At 69.3% G+C, this 15,009-nt stretch carries 10 protein-coding genes; 4 read left to right on the top strand and 6 right to left on the bottom strand.

Annotated elements, in window-relative coordinates:
- Positions 1-80 precede the first annotated feature (80 nt).
- The gene (locus tag ACQHI0_RS31590) at positions 81-3,920 is read right to left on the bottom strand and encodes an amino acid adenylation domain-containing protein (RefSeq protein WP_427905374.1); all 3,840 of its coding nucleotides are present in this window, start codon (positions 3,918-3,920) and stop codon (positions 81-83) included.
- A 182-nt stretch (positions 3,921-4,102) separates the two neighbouring features.
- Here ACQHI0_RS31590 and ACQHI0_RS31585 point away from each other — a divergent pair, with 182 nt between their 5' ends.
- Positions 4,103-5,803, top strand: coding sequence for a (2,3-dihydroxybenzoyl)adenylate synthase (locus ACQHI0_RS31585; protein WP_427905373.1), 1,701 nt, complete (start codon positions 4,103-4,105; stop codon positions 5,801-5,803).
- 26 nt (positions 5,804-5,829) lie between these two features.
- On the opposite strand, the gene ACQHI0_RS31580 is transcribed toward ACQHI0_RS31585, so the two are convergent.
- Positions 5,830-7,131 carry a salicylate synthase gene (locus ACQHI0_RS31580; RefSeq protein ID WP_427909365.1) on the bottom strand — a complete coding sequence of 434 codons (1,302 nt, stop codon included), beginning with the start codon at positions 7,129-7,131 and terminating at the stop codon, positions 5,830-5,832.
- A gap of 191 nt (positions 7,132-7,322) precedes the next feature.
- Between ACQHI0_RS31580 and ACQHI0_RS31575 the strand changes: the two genes are divergently transcribed.
- Positions 7,323-9,740: a glycerol-3-phosphate 1-O-acyltransferase gene (locus ACQHI0_RS31575; protein ID WP_427905372.1), complete on the top strand. Its 2,418-nt coding sequence runs from the start codon at positions 7,323-7,325 to the stop codon at positions 9,738-9,740.
- Positions 9,740-11,152, top strand: coding sequence for a 1-acylglycerol-3-phosphate O-acyltransferase (locus ACQHI0_RS31570; RefSeq protein ID WP_427905371.1), 1,413 nt, complete (start codon positions 9,740-9,742; stop codon positions 11,150-11,152). The genes ACQHI0_RS31575 and ACQHI0_RS31570 overlap by 1 nt, the downstream gene beginning before the upstream one ends.
- A 39-nt stretch (positions 11,153-11,191) precedes the next feature.
- On the opposite strand, the gene ACQHI0_RS31565 is transcribed toward ACQHI0_RS31570, so the two are convergent.
- The 3 genes from ACQHI0_RS31565 to ACQHI0_RS31555 form a co-directional block, all read right to left on the bottom strand.
- Positions 11,192-12,412 carry a Dyp-type peroxidase gene (locus ACQHI0_RS31565; RefSeq protein WP_427905370.1) on the bottom strand — a complete coding sequence of 407 codons (1,221 nt, stop codon included), beginning with the start codon at positions 12,410-12,412 and terminating at the stop codon, positions 11,192-11,194.
- On the bottom strand, positions 12,384-12,938 hold the full coding sequence (locus tag ACQHI0_RS31560; protein ID WP_427905369.1) for a copper chaperone PCu(A)C: 555 nt from the start codon (positions 12,936-12,938) through the stop codon (positions 12,384-12,386). Before ACQHI0_RS31560 ends, ACQHI0_RS31565 begins: the two co-directional genes overlap by 29 nt.
- A 93-nt stretch (positions 12,939-13,031) precedes the next feature.
- A complete protein-coding gene (locus tag ACQHI0_RS31555; RefSeq protein WP_427905368.1) occupies positions 13,032-13,580 on the bottom strand; it encodes a hypothetical protein in 549 nt (182 codons plus the stop codon).
- 152 nt (positions 13,581-13,732) lie between these two features.
- Here ACQHI0_RS31555 and ACQHI0_RS31550 point away from each other — a divergent pair, with 152 nt between their 5' ends.
- Entirely contained in the window at positions 13,733-14,176 is a 444-nt protein-coding gene (locus tag ACQHI0_RS31550) for a DUF6069 family protein (RefSeq protein ID WP_427905367.1), read from the top strand.
- A gap of 55 nt (positions 14,177-14,231) precedes the next feature.
- On the opposite strand, the gene ACQHI0_RS31545 is transcribed toward ACQHI0_RS31550, so the two are convergent.
- Positions 14,232-14,951, bottom strand: a complete 720-nt coding sequence (locus ACQHI0_RS31545; protein ID WP_427905366.1) for a polyprenol monophosphomannose synthase — start codon at positions 14,949-14,951, stop codon at positions 14,232-14,234.
- Positions 14,952-15,009 lie beyond the last annotated feature (58 nt).

Raw genomic sequence — 15,009 nt, 5'->3', positions numbered from 1 at the left:
CGCCGCGGCAAAGCGCGAATTGGCAAGAGCTGGTGCGTAGTTCGCCCGCGACACCCGATGCGAGCGGCGGCGTGTCGTCATTACGACTGCGCGAGAACCTCGTCGTCTGTCATCGCGGCCACCTCCAAGTACATCGTGGCGACCAGCTCCAGCCTGCCGGTATCGCCCGAGTCCCTTTCCCGATCGAGCATTCGGGCCGCCAGCGCGGCGACACTGCGGGCGGTGAACAGGTCGGCGACGACGGTGTCGGGGGCGTCGAGCCATTCGCGGATGCGGGCGACGGCGGTGGTGGCGAGGACCGAATCGCCGCCGAGGGCGAAGAAGTCGTCGGTGACGCCGATCCGCTCGGCCGCGAGCACCTCGGCGATGACCGCGGCGAGTGCGCGTTCCAGATCGGTGCTCGGCTCGACGAATTCCGCTGTGCTCTCGCCCTTTTCGAGGACGGCGCGGATGGCTTTGCGGTCCGGCTTGGCGTTCGGGGTGAGTGGGAGTTCGGGTAGCAGTTCCAGGCGGGTCGGCACCATGTAGGACGGGACCAGGTCGGCGGTCGCGGCGAGCACGGCGTCGACGTGCAGGGTGGCGTCGGGGGTCGGCACCACCAGGGCGACCAGCTTCGGCGCGGCCTTTCCGATCACCGCGGCTACCGCGTGGCGGACACCGGGGACGGCGCGCAGGGCACTCTCCACCTCGCCGAGTTCGACCCGGTAGCCCCGGATCTTGACCTGGTGATCGGCGCGGCCGAGGAATTCCAGGCCACCGTCGGGCAGGTAGCGGGCCAGGTCACCGGTGCGATACCAGCGCAGACCCTCGTGGGTGACGAAGCGGTCGGCGGTGCGCTCCGGGTCGTTGCGGTAGCCGGCGGCCACACCATCCCCACCGATCCACAGCTCGCCGCTGACCCAGTCTGGGCAGTCGTTGCCCGCCGGGCCGACGACGCGGCACCGCACATTGCGCAGCGGGGTGCCGTAGGGCACGGCGGTCCACTCGGCGGGGACCTGCGCGTCGACGACCTCGCAGATGGTGGAGTGGATCGCGGTTTCGGTGGCGCCACCGAGCCCGGCGAAGCGGCTGTTCGGGGCTACCGCGGCGAGGCGTGCGGGGAGCGCGATGTCGACCCAGTCGCCGCCGAGGATCACGGTGCGAAGTGAGGTCAGCGGCTCCGGCGGCGACGCCGGGTGGGAGTCGTCGGCGATGGCTTCGAGCTGCGCCGATCGAACGGCCGTGTGGGCGCTCGGCGCGGCGGTGAGCAACATGTCGAGCAGGCTCGGGACGCAGTTCAGCAGCGAGATCTGGTGGCGGCGAATGAGTTCCACCCAGGCGGCGGGGTCAGCGCGCTGAGCGTCGTCGACGGTGACCACCGCGCCACCCGCGGCGAGCAGGCCGAAGATGTCGTAGACGGAGAGGTCGAACTCGAGGGCCGAGAGGGCGAGCGCTCGGTCAGCGGGGCCGAGGCCGAAGCGTTCGTTGAGGTCGTCGATGGTGTTCATGGCGGCGCGGTGCGGCACCTCGACACCCTTGGGCTTGCCGGTGGAGCCGGAGGTGAACAGCACATAGGCGATGTTCTCCGGGTCGCCGAAGAGGGGGCGCGCCAACGGTTCCGCGTGGGTGCGAGCCTCGGCGAGGTCGATCGCGCGCACGTCGGGGATCTGCGCGCCGCCGACCGTGAGTACCGCGACCGCACCTGCGGTGCTGAGGATTTCGGCGCGACGAGCGTTGGGCTGATCGAACCCGATCGGCACATAGACCGCACCCGCCGCGAGCACACCGAGCACCGCGACGATCTGGTCGGGACCCTTCGGAAGCTGAACAGCCACCGAATCACCCGGCGCCACACCGGCTTCCCGCAACGCACCGGCCACCGCCAGCGCATCGGCGGCGAGCTCGCCGTAGGTCAGCTGCCCCGCGGGCTCCCACAGCACCGCGGGCGCAGCAGGATTCGTGGCGGCGTTCGCGAAGAACCCCGTATGCAGCAGCCCGCCGCTCACCGGCCCCGCGGTCGCATTGACCCGAGCCCGAGTGGCCGCCTGCTCCACCGGAATTCGCACGCCTGCCTCGGCCTGCCAGCCCGCGCCGCCGACCACGGCACGAGCGCGATCGTCGCCCGCCCGTGTTCGGGTCGCGCTGTCGAGGACCTCGACGGGCGCGCCATCGACGGTGACCTCGGCCTCGGTGCTGGTCTGCCCACCCAGGCGTTCGATCGCTTCGATGTAGCGGGCGAACATGGCGTCGACCATGCCTGCGGGGAAGGCGCTTTCGCGGATGTCCCAGTTCAGCAGCAGCCCGCCGCGGACCTCGGTGATCTGCGCGTCGAGCAGGACCTGGGGGCCCTGGGAGATGATCCAGACGGGGTCGCCGAAGGTGTCGGTGACGGTGCTGGGGAAGAGTTCGCCGAGGTTGAGGGCGCTGGTGTAGACGATGGGGGCCAGGACCGGTTCGCCGCGGTGGCGGCCGAGGTCGCGCAGGACTTCCAGGCCGGAATAGGCGGAGTGGGCGCCTGCTTCGTGGAGGCGTTGCTGGAGCGCACGCGCGCGGTCGGCGACGGTGGCGGGCTCGGTGACGTCGACTTCGAGCAGGACCGAGGAGGTGAAGTCGCCGACGACACCGTCGACCTGCGGGTGCACCGGCTCACGGTGGAACAGCGGCAGATTCAGCAGGAAGCGGCGCTGGGCCGACCAGCCGCCGATGGTCTCGGCGAACACCGAGGCCAGCGCCATCGCCGGGGTGATGCCACGCGCGTGGGCGGCGTCGAACACCTGCGCCTTGGCCTGCGGGGAGAGCCAGCGGTGCAGGCGGATCGTGCGATTCGGGTCCGAGATGTGCTGGGCCAGCGGCAGTTCCGGCGCGCCGGGCAGATCGCCGAGCCGGTCCTGCCACCAGGCGCGATCACGAGCCCGCTCGTCGCCGAGGGCGGCAATCGCACCTTGCTGAGGGCCGGCGGCCGTCTCGGGCCGTGGCGCGCCGGCGTTGTCCGAGCCGTGGCTGTTGCGCTGGTGCTCGGCCAGGTACTGGCGGAAGGTGTAGTCCTGGGGTGGAAGCTGTTGGCCGTGGTAGAGGCGGGCGAGGTCGGTGATGAGGATGCGGTAGCTCATCGCGTCGGCGGCGAGCATGTCGACGTCGAGGTGCAGGCGGGTGCGGCCGTCGGCGAGGCGGGTGAGGGCGATCTCGATCACCTGGCCGTCTTCCACCGCCATGCGCTGATGGGTGCGCGCATACCGCAATTCCTCGAGCCGCTGCTCGGCCTCCGCGGCGGAGGCCTCGCGCAGGTCGGTTACACCGAACACCGCTCGGCCCGGCCGGTCGAGGGTCTGCTGGGTGCCGTCGGGCAGGAACCGGGTGCGCAGCATGGGGTGGCGCGACAGCAGCTGTTCGACGGCCCGCTCGAGCCGCTCGGGATAGACGTCGGCCCCGTCGAATTCGACGTAGAGGTGGGCGGCCACACCACCGAGCTCCTGCGCATCGGAGCGTCCGATCCAGTACGCGTGCTGCATGGGCGCGAGCGCGAAGGGGCTGCCGTCATCGAGGACGATCGGGTATTCGCCTGCGGCATCACCGAACTCGCGATCCGGAGCTTCGACCGCGGCATCGGCACCCGGGCCGGTACCGGCCACGTCCGCGACAACCGGGTCAGCGGCCGCAGTCGGTGCGATGGCGCTCGGCGCGAGATCTTCGGGATCGGCGCCGTTGAGGAGGGCGTGCCAGGCGTCGACGGTGGGGTGGGCGGCCAAGAGGGCGAAGTTCACGGCGATGCCGCGTTTGCGCCAGGCGCCCGCGAGCTTCATCGTGCGGATGGAGTCGAGGCCGAGCTGGATCAGGTCGTCGGCGTCGGCGACGGCTTCGGCGGTGATGTCGAGGTGGCGGGCGATCGCGGCGCGGATCTCGGCGCGGTCGATCCCGGCGCCACCTGCGGGTGCTGTCTCCATCTGCCGATCACTCCTTGCTCGCCGCCCAATTCCCGGACGGATTCGGTACTGCCCGGCGGCAGCCTACTCCATTGAGATAGGGTTGCCTAACCTTTGCAAGAGTCTATGCGGTCCAGTAGCCATCGAGGTCGATAGGCCGAGAACCCGCGGCACCAGCCGCCGAAAATACAGTGAGGCAGTACGTGACGTCGACATCGGCAACCGGCCACCGCGAGGGCTACGTCCCGTTCCCCGAAGCCGCCGCGCAGCGATACCGGGCCGCGGGCTACTGGACCGGACGCACACTCGGCGACCTGCTGCGCGACACCGCGCGCACCCAGCCGCAGCGCCCGGCCGTGCTCAGTGCCACCGGTGCGCAGTCCTACGCCGAGCTCGATGCGGCGGCCGACCGGATGGCGCACGGCCTGCTCGCGCTCGGCATCAATCCCGGCGACCGCGTGATCATGCAATTGCCGAACATTCCCGAATTCGCGACGGCCCTGTTCGGCGTGCTGCGCGCGGGCATCATCCCCGTACTCACCCTGCCCGCGCACCGTCGCGCCGAGATCGAGCACCTGGCCGCGCTGTCCGAAGCGGTCGCCTACCTCATTCCCGACCGCCTCGGCGACTTCGACTATCGCGAGCTGGCCGCGACGGTGCGGCGTGCGGTGCCGAGCCTGCGCCACGTGCTGGTCGCCGGCGATCCGCGCATGGCGGCAGCGCAGCCGGTGGCGATTTCCCAGCACACGACGGCCGATGCCGACCTGGGCGGCGATGGTGCCGAGGCCACCACCGGGTTCGTCGCCCTTGATTCGATCTCCCGCGAAGGTGATTCGCTGCCCGCGATCGACCCCGCCGAGATCGCGGTAATGCTGGTCTCCGGTGGCACCACCGGACTGCCGAAGCTGATCGCCCGCACCCACGACGACTACGTCTACAACGCGACCGCCAGCGCGCGGGTCTGCGAACTCACCCCCGACGACGTCTACCTCACGACGCTGCCCGCGGCACACAACTTCCCGCTGGCCTGCCCCGGCATCCTGGGCACCGTCGCGACCGGCGGCGCCATCGCCTTCACACTCGACCCGAGCCCCGAAGCCGCGTTCGCCGCGATCGAGAAGCACCGGGTGACCGTCACCGGCGTCGTCCCGCCGCTGGCTCAATTGTGGAGCGCGGCAGTGGATTGGGAGGACGCCGACCTGAGTTCGTTGCGCTTGCTCCAGGTCGGTGGCGCGCGACTGGCCGAGGTGAACGCCCGCGATGTCGAGCCCGCGTTGCAGTGCACCTTGCAGCAGGTGTTCGGCATGGCCGAGGGGCTGCTCAACTACACCCGGCTCGACGATGACAAAGAACTCGTCTGCACCACCCAGGGCAGGCCGCTCTCCCCCGCCGACGAACTGCGCGTCGTCGACGCCGACGGCAACGACGTACCCCCGGGCGAGGAAGGCGAACTGCTCACCCGCGGCCCCTACACCCTGCGCGGATATTACCGTGCGCCCGAACACAATGCGCGCGCCTTCACCCCCGACGGCTTCTACCGCAGCGGCGACCTCGTTCGCCAGTTGCCCAGCGGCCACCTGATCGTGAGCGGCCGGATCAAGGACGTGATCAACCGCGGTGGCGAGAACATCTCCTGCGACGAACTCGAGGAGCACCTGCTCGCGCACCCCGCCGTCCGCCACGCCGCCGCCCTCGGCCTACCCGATGCCTCGCTCGGCGAAAAGGTCTGTGTCGTCCTGGTTGTCACCGGCGAGCTACCCACCCTCGGCGAGCTCAAGACCTTCCTCACCGAACGCGGCCTGGCCACCTACAAGCTCCCAGACCTTGTCCGACAGGCGGATTCACTGCCGATCACCGCCGTCGGCAAGATCGACAAGAAAGCCTTGCGTGCTCTCAACGGTTGACCGGCGGATCTTTCCGGGACAAGCGGTCACGGAGCGGCGGTAAAAGCCTTGACTACGTAAGGCGCTACGCTGCCGAGCTTTTCGCACGTCTCCTCGAACTCACGTTCCGGCCGCGACTGCCCGACGATCCCCGCGCCCGCGCGCAACCACGCACCCTCGCCGGTCTGATAGATCGCCCGCAACACCAGCGTCGCCTCGAGCGCGCCGGTCGGCGAAACGCACACCACCGCACCGGAATACAGTCCACGCGGCTCGTGGTCATTGCGGAACACTGAGTCGACCCCCTCGCGCTTGGGGATACCGGACGCGGTCACCGACGGGAACAGCACCTCGAGCGCGTCCCACGCGGTGCGGTCGGGAGCCAGCGTGCCACGCACCGTGGACGCGAGATGCTGGACACTGCCGCGCTCGCGCACCGCCATGAAATCGGAGACCGCGGGCGTGCCTGGCACAGCCACCGCGGCGATCTCGGCGAAGGATGTCTGCACCGAAATCGCGTGCTCCACGATCTCTTTCGGGTCGGCGAGTAGTTCGGCGCGGGCGGCGTCGTCGGCCTCGGCACCGAGTCCGAACGCGCGCGTACCCGCCAGCGGTTCGGTGGTGACGACGCGATCGTCGTCGACCGAGGCCACCAGCTCCGGACTGAACCCGGCCGCTTCGAGCCCGCCCAGCCGGAGCAGGAACGAGCGCGCGGGTGTGTTGTTAGCCCGGCCGAGGCGATAGGTCGCCGGCACGTCCACCGCGAACGGCAGCTCCACCTTGCGCGACAGAATCACCTTCTGGTACTTGCCGGAACGAATCTCGGCGACCGCGGCGGCGACGCGATCCTCATAACCGGTCGGGTCGGGCCGCACATCGACCGGCGCCGCGACCGGCAGCTCGACGCCCTGCGAACCGGCGATCAGATCGTGGATGTCACACGCCTCACTCGGGGTGGCGCCGCTGATCCGCACGCCCGTGGCGTCGACACGCACCTCGATCCGCGGAATCATCAGGTGCGCCAGCGAGGTCAGCGGATTGAGATAGCGGGTCGCCGCGAGCGAGTAGGCGCAGAATTCGAAGCCGATCCAGCCGTAGGCATTGCGGCCGTCGAGCGGCAGGCTCGCCAGGGCCGCGTCGATGACGGCGGCCGGACTGCCGGTCCACGCGCTGGTGCTGGTCTCCCCGCCCCAGACGGTGCGCAGCTCACCGGCATCGAGTTCCACGCTGCCGAGCGGATCGGCGGCGAACACCCAGACACCGGGCTGCTCGTACATCACGTACTCACCGAACCGGTCGGAGACGGCCAGACGTGACATCGCTGCCGCCGGGTCGGTCACATACTCCACCCGCACGGGCTGTTCCGTCGACGACAACGATCCTCCAAGGTAAAGCTGACCTAACTTAGCTTGGTTAGGTTAGCATTACCTCGCCGTTTAGCCAGAGCGCTGCTGGGTATTCTTCGCCACTCCCTGGCCGCGGCGACGCGCTGTAGCCGAAGTTCGGTGCGCCGAACCATAACTGCGGCTTCAATGGAGGAATGATCGACACAGGTGGGCGGCGCGGCCCGCAGGCAGACTCGGTGGTCGCCCTCGTCGACGCGGCCTCCGGCGTCGAACGTGCGGTGATCGGCGACTGGATCGCCCGGGGTGGGCTCAGCGACGAGATCGACTCCACGGCCCCGGTGACCCAGCTCGACCTCGACGCGAAAGCCATCACCAAACGACTGGTGGCCCGGCACGACGACCCGCTGGTCGTCCCGGTCCGGGTGCTGTGGCTGCCGCCCGAACGCGACGGCGTGCGCCGGGTGACCTTCGCCGACCTGGCGATGCTCACCAATCCGCGCAAACCCAACCGGCTCGTCCAGCGCAGGCTACTGCGCACCGAACCCGACCGGCACCGCGTCCTCGTCGGCGCACCCGCCCGGCTCAGCGCGCTGCGCACCAACAATCCCGAGGCCGCGGCGCTGCTGCGCGCGGGTTCGGCCGACCCGTTCGCGCGCGCGGTCGTGCGCGCCGCGGTGGTCGCGCTCGAACGCGCCGAACGCACCGTGATCGGCGACCGATACAAGGTGCCGCAGCTGGTGGCCGAGGAAATCCTGGATTCCCCCGAATTCCAGCGCAAACTCGACTACATCGCCGACGAGATCGGCTCCGAACCCGACCAGGTGTATCGCAACGCGGAGAAGGCGCTGCGCGAATTGGTCGCCGCGCAGAGCCGGTTGGTCTCGGACCTGTTCACCCAGGCGATGCGCCCGGTGCACGCCTCGACCTGGAAGGTCGACACCGATCTGCGCGGCCTCGACGCATTGCGCACGCTCAATCGCAAACACCCGCTGGTGTTCCTGCCCTCGCACCGCTCCTACGTCGACGCCTTCGTCCTCGGTGACGTGCTGGCGCGCAACGACTTTCCGCCCAATCACGTGATCGGCGGCGCGAACCTGAACTTCTGGCCGATGGGACCGATCGCCCGGCGCACGGGCACGGTGTTCATCCGGCGCAGCTTCGGCGACGACGAGGTCTACAAGGCGGTCGTCGAGGAGTACTTCGCCTACCTGCTGGCCAAGCGCTTCAATATGGAGTGGTATTTCGAGGGCGGGCGCACCAGGACCGGCAAGCTTCGGCCGCCCCGCTACGGACTGCTCAATTACCTTGCCGCCGCGGTCCGTTCGCGTCGGGTCGACGATGTGATGCTGGTGCCGGTCTCGATCACCTATGAGCGGCTCAACGAGCTCGGCGCGATCGCCAGCGAGCAGGCAGGCGGTACGAAGAAGGCCGAGGGCATCGGCTGGCTCGCGAAATACGTTCGGCTGCAGCAGCACTCGGCGGGGCGCGTGTATGTGCGCTTCGGCGAGGCCATTTCGGCGCGCGAGCGCCTCGGCGTGCACGGCGACCCCCTCGACCAGCGCCCGGTGACCATCCCGCTGCGCGATACCGAGACCGGCTCCGCCAGCGTTCCCGATGAGACGGCCGTCGCCGACGCCGAATACAAAGCGGTGCAGCGCTTGGCCTTCGACGTAGCGGTCGGCATCAACGCGGTCACCCCGATCACCGTCAACGCGCTGGTCACCCTGGCCCTGCTCGGCGTACACGAACGCGCGCTCACCCTCGGACAGGTGCGCACGGTGCTCGATCCGGTGCTCGGCTACATCACGGTACGCGGGCTGCCGAGCGGCGAATTGTCCACGCTGCGTGACGAACAGGGCCTGCGGGTGGTGCTCGAGCAACTCGCGCTCGCGGGTGTGGTCACCGTGTATCGCGGCGGGCTGGAGCCGGTGTACGCGATCGAACCCGGCGTGCACCTCGAGGCGGCGTTCTACCGCAACAGCGCGGTGCACTGGTTCGTCAACCGGGCCATTCTCGAATTGGCGGCGCTCACCGCGGTGGAACAGCCCGGTGACGATCCACTGCGGGCGGCGTGGAAGGCGGCGTTCGCGCTGCGCGACCTACTCAAGTTCGAGTTCTTCTTCCCCGAGCGGCAGGAGTTCGCCGAGCAGATCATCGAGGAAGTGCGTCTGATCGTGCCCGAGTGGGACGAGCACACCCCCGACGACCGGCTGGATCGCCAATTCCTCGGCGCTGTCACCGAATCCGGGTTCGTGATGGCCCATCGCGTGCTGCGTTCGTTCTTCGACGCCCAGTTGGTGGTAGCCGAGCGGCTGGTCGCCCGGCCCGCCGACGCGCCGATCGATCGCAAGGAATTCATCGACGAATGCGTGGCGGTCGGCAAGCAGATGCTGCTGCAGCAGCGGTTGCACAGCCCGGAATCGGTATCATCGGAATTGTTCACCAGCGCCTGGAAACTGGCCGACAACCACGCGCTGATCGCGCCCGCCGCGGTCGGCGCCGAAGCCGAATTGCGCGAGAAGCGACAGGAATTCGCTGATCAGCTGCGCGATCTCGGCGACCGCATCGCGCGGGCGGCCTCGCTCGATCCGTCGAACAGGAACACGAACTGATGAGCAGTCTCGCCGAAGCCGTTGCCGCGATCCGGTCCGGCCCGCAAGGTGCGCAGGTCGTCGCGGTCTTCGACTTCGGCGGCACGGTGGTCGACGGCCTGCCGCGACGTGGGCTGGCACGCAAGATATTCCGGCGTGGTGACGATCGCCTGGCCACCCTCCTCGGCGGCATTCAACGCGGCGGTGACGACGGCGACTACGGGCGGTTCCTGCACGCCGTCGAGCGCACCTGGGCGGGCGCCTCGGAATCCGAACTGGAACAGCTGGGCCGCAAGGCTTTCAGCAAGGAGATCTACGGGCGGCTGTTTCCTGAGGCATGGCAGCTCGTGCGCGCGCACCAATTGGCCGGTCACACAATCGTATTGGTCAGCGAGCTCACCCGATTCCAGGTGCGGCCCGCTGCCGAGCGACTCGGGATCGACACTGTGCTGTGCACCGAACTCGCCGTCCAGGACGACGTCCTGACCGGCCACCCGGCTGGCGCGCCCCGGTGGCGCACCGGAAAGTCCACCGCGGTCACCGAATTCGCCGCGGGCCGCGAGATCGGCTACGTGTACGCCGACAGTGTGACCGACCTGCCCCTGCTCGAACTGGCCGCGCGGCCCACCGTGATCGACCCAGACCCGGCGCTGGCCGAGATCGCCGCCGCCAATGACTGGCCCACACTGACTTTCCGGCTCCGCCGCGCCCCACGCCCCCTCGACTACCTGCGCACCATCGCCGGATTCACCGGCCTCATCGGCGGCGCGCTGGTCGGCGTCGCCCGCAAGTCCTACACCGGCAAGCGCCAGGCGATGGCCGACGCGCTCATGCACGACGCCACCACCGCCACCCTGCGCGCCATCGACGTGCGGCTACGCGTGGTCGGCGCCGAAAACGCCCGCGCGCCGAGGCCCGCGGTGTTCCTGTTCAATCACCAGAGCCAGTTCGACGTGATCATCGTCCCGAAGGTCCTCGACGGCGCGGTGACCGGCATCGGCAAGAAGGAACTCGCCAACCACCCCCTGTTCGGTCCACTGATGCGCTTCGTCGGCGTCACCTTCATCGACCGCACCGATACCGAGCGCGCGAAAGCCGCACTCGCCCCGGTGGTTTCGACCCTGCGCGACGGTCTCTCGATCGCGGTCGCACCCGAGGGCACGCGCTCGTTCACCCCGGGCGTCGGCCCGTTCAAGAAGGGCGCCTTCCACATCGCCATCCAGGCGGGCGTGCCGGTGATCCCGGTGGTGATCCGCAATGCGGGCGAGATCGCTTGGCGTGATTCGCCGATCGCCCGCCCCGGCATCGTCGACGTCGCGGCGCTGGCGCCGATCGACGTCTCCGGCTGGGACCCGGCCGATATGGACGCCGAGGTCGAGAGCGTTCGGCAGCTGTTCGACACCACCCTGCGGAACTGGCCGGACCCCGACTGAGGTCCGGCCGGGCGCGCTGGGGCGCCAGGCCGGACTCCCTCAGCTCTCGAACAACTGCTGCCCGAGATAGTTCCCGGGCCCGGGGACGCCGGGCGGAATCGCGAACACGGCCGAGCCGACCGGTGTCGTCCATTCGTTCAGCGCGTCGAACTCCGCCAGCCGCTGCTGCACCGGCAGGAACTGGGTGTCGACGTCGCGCTGGTAGGCGACGAACAGCAGTCCCGAATTCGACAGCTGCCCCGGGGCTGGCGCCTCGTCGTAGTTGAAGCCACGCCGCAGGAACCGTTCGCCGTCGTGGGTGTGCCTGGCGCGGGCGACATGCGAGGACGGCGGGATGATCGGGATGCCGTTGCGGTCGACCGCCGTCAGATCGGGTTCGTCGTGCTCGGCGGTGCCGGTGAGCGGGGCACCGGTGGTGACCTTTCTGCCGACGGTCAGTTCGCGACCGTCGGCGTCGAGTTCGTCCCAGCTGTCGAGGTTCATGGCGATCCGGCGCAGCACCAGCGAGGTGCCGCCCGCCAGCCACGGCGTCGACGCGCCGTCGTCCCACACCAGCCGATCGAAGTCGACCGTGCGCGGGGCGATATTGACGGTGCCGTCGACCTGGCCCATCAGGTTGCGCATGGTCTGGCCATGCGGCGCGTCCCGGAAGCCGCGCTGCACCCACCGCACTGTCACCAGCGATTTCACATGCTTGGACAGCACCCGAACCGCGTGTGCGACCGTGGTCGCCTCCTCCGCGCAGACCTGGAGTACCAGGTCGGCGCCGGTGTAGGCGGGTTCGAGCCGGTCGACCGGAAACGCCGGCAGCTGCCGCAACCAGCTCGGCCGTCGCGCGGTGAGACCGGCGACGGTGAACAGCTCGGGGCCGAACCCGACCGTGACCGTGAGACGGGCGGGCCTGGCCGCGAGTTCGGGTTCGGTGTCGGCCAGCGCGGGCAGACCCTGGGTGAGCCGCGACGCGTCGTCGGTCCAGATCCGGAGCAGCCCGATGACGTCCTCGCGGCCGACGCCGGGTGCGAGGTCGAAACCGGCGAAGGCCACGTGGCCGGGTGGTGTCGTCTCGATGCCTGCCTGGTGCGTGCCGTAGAACGGAACGACGTCGAGCGCGTCGTCCCGATCTCTTTCCCGGAGACCGGCTGCGCCCCAGCCGATTCCAGCCGCACCGACGACACCCGCTGCCGCCGCTCCCCCGCCGAGCAACCGGCGGCGGGAGAGCCCGGCGTGCGGATCAGCCACCGTGCGTGGGGTTCTCGGCACCCGGCGCGTAGTTCTCCTTGCCGCCGGCGAAATCGCGCACCTGGGCGCGGACGACGGTGCTCGAGCCGTCGGAGAAGGTGAGGGTGAGCGAGGTTTCCGCGCCGGTGCGCAGTGGCCGCAACAGGTCCATGAACATCAGATGCTCGGCGCCGGGCTTCAGCGTCACTTCGCCGTGCGCCGGGATGGTGATGCCGCCTTCCTTGGGGCGCATGGTCTTTGCCCCGGTGCCGTCGGGCACGACCTCGTGGATTTCGACCCGGTCCGATGCCGGGCTGGTCGCGGCGACCAGGGTCACCGGTGCGTCACCGGTGTTGCGCAGGATGCCGAAGGCGGCGGACATGCCGGAGTCGGCGGCCTTGATCCACTGGTCGCTCATGGTGATCCGGTCACCCGCCGACGCGGGGGCCGCGGGTTCGGAACCCGAGCAGGCGGTGGCGAAGAAGGCCAGGACGGACAGTGCGGTCGCGGCGCCGAGACGGCGGGCGGCACGGGGTGAACGCAAATGGGTACGCGCGTACGCGGACATGGAGAACTCCGATCATCGGGTGAGGTGAACCGAGGACCGGCCGGTCGGCACAGCGAATCATCCACCGGGGCGGCGGAATTCGGTGGCGTTGACCTACGCCGGTGCTTGGGTGAGTACGGTCGCGCCCACTCGGGGCGGACCTCGAAGCCCGATATCCGGTCGCAGGAGGAGTTGCCGCAGCACCGCGCGCTCGTCGGCGGCGGGTGGCCGGACCACCCGCGCGGGCGGGCACCCGACCCCGGCCAGCACGACGACCAGCTGTCGCACGCTGGTGATCGCCCGGCGCATCCCGACCTCGGCGGCGCGAATCGCGATCGTACCGACGGGGATCGCCACCAGGTGAGCGAGCACCATCGCGGCCGAAACGGTGTGGTGCTGAACATGTCCCAGCGACAGCGCGGTGTGCCCGACGCACTGGCCGACAGCCAGCACCGCCATGGTCGACACCGGGCCGTTCCCGCGTGGCAGCGCGGTGGCCACGACACCGATCAGAGCGCAGGCGGCGAACAACAGGGCCATCGACGATCCGGTGGGGAGTGCGGTGGCGCCACCGAGCCCGTGCGCGAGCACTGCGACCGCACCGGACGCGGCACCCACCGCGGCGCCGCGTAAGCGCGCGGTGTGATCCGTCGGTGAACGCACGCCGCCATGCTACGACCGCATGTCGTAGATGCCGGGATCGGCAGGTGTGACCGGCATCTCATCGACTCCGCGCGCGAATCCTGAACTAAGGCTTGACCTCAACTATCGTTTGGGTTTGATGATGGTCTCACCACCGAATGAGGGAGAACATCATGACCACCACCACCACCACCACCGCCCCCGCCACCTACACCGTCCCCGCACTGAACCGGCCCGTCGCCGTACTGGGCGCCGCTGCCGCCGCCCTGGTGCTGAATCTGATCGTCTGGGCCATCGGCGCCGCCGCGGGCGGGTCGTTCATGGTCACGATGGAAGGCAAGACCGAATCCGTCGCACCCGGCGGCGTGATCATGATGTCGACCGTGCCGCTGCTGATCGGACTGACTGTCGCCGTGCTGCTGTCCTACCTGTGGACCGGCGTGCTGCGGACCGCCGCTGTGGTCGGCTCGCTGCTGTCGCTCGCGACCATCGCAATGACGGTCGACGCCGACTTCGACACCGCCTCGACCGTCGCCCTGTCGGTGATGCACGTGGTGCTGGTGCCGGTCATGGTGATCGCGCTGGAAGGTGTGCGACGCAGCATCACCGCCAAGTGACAGACAGCGAAAGGCCCCGCCGAATTCATCGGCGGGGCCTTCTTCGCGTCAAAAATTACACCGAGCGGCCGAAAAGCAGCTTCCACGGCATCATCGCCGACTCGAGCTGGATCTTGAGGCTCATCTTCGACGCGCCGATGGTGCGCTCCTCGAAACGGATCGGCACCTCCGCGATCGTGTGACCCTTCTTGATCGCGCGGTAGTTCATCTCCACCTGGAACGAGTAACCGTTGCTACGGATCGACGCCACGTCGATGTCGCGCAGGGTTCCGGCTTTCCATGCCTTGAAACCGGCGGTCGCGTCCTTCACGCCGAGGCGCAGGATCAGGTTCACGTAGAAATTCGCCCACGCCGACAGCGCCTTGCGATACCACTTCCACTCCGCGGCGACCTCGCCACCGGGAACGTAGCGCGAGCCGAGCACGACGCCGACCTCAGGCGTTGCCAGCTTCTCCAACATCGACGGGATGACCTCGGCGGGGTGCGACAGATCGGCGTCCATCTGGATCACCACGTCGGCGCCCTCGTCGAGCGCGGCGGTGATGCCCGCGATGTAGGCGCGGCCGAGGCCGTCCTTCTCGGTGCGGTGCAGCACGCTCACCACGTTCGGCAGCTCAGCGGCCAATTTGTCAGCGACGTCACCCGTGCCGTCGGGTGAATTATCGTCTACGACCAGCACGTGCAGATCGGACACCGGCAGAGCCGTCAGCCGCTCCACCGCCACCGGCAGATTTTCCCGCTCGTTGTAGGTCGGCACAACAACGGTAACCCTCAAGGGTCGCCCTCCCTGCTCACCTGGATAGCCCCGCAGCCCAACATCCGGGCACGGAGCA

Source organism: Nocardia sp. FBN12 (genome assembly GCF_050320175.1).
In the GTDB taxonomy this organism is placed as follows: domain Bacteria; phylum Actinomycetota; class Actinomycetes; order Mycobacteriales; family Mycobacteriaceae; genus Nocardia.
This window is presented reverse-complemented; position numbering and strand designations above follow the sequence as displayed.

What these genes read in the sequence shown, in the direction of transcription:
- ACQHI0_RS31590 (WP_427905374.1), bottom strand. Translation starts at nt 3,920, where the DNA reads ATGGAGACAGCACCCGCAGGTGGCGCCGGGATCGACCGCGCCGAGATC.
- ACQHI0_RS31575 (WP_427905372.1), top strand. Translation starts at nt 7,323, where the DNA reads ATGATCGACACAGGTGGGCGGCGCGGCCCGCAGGCAGACTCGGTGGTC.
- ACQHI0_RS31570 (WP_427905371.1), top strand. Translation starts at nt 9,740, where the DNA reads ATGAGCAGTCTCGCCGAAGCCGTTGCCGCGATCCGGTCCGGCCCGCAA.
- ACQHI0_RS31560 (WP_427905369.1), bottom strand. Translation starts at nt 12,938, where the DNA reads ATGTCCGCGTACGCGCGTACCCATTTGCGTTCACCCCGTGCCGCCCGC.
- ACQHI0_RS31550 (WP_427905367.1), top strand. Translation starts at nt 13,733, where the DNA reads ATGACCACCACCACCACCACCACCGCCCCCGCCACCTACACCGTCCCC.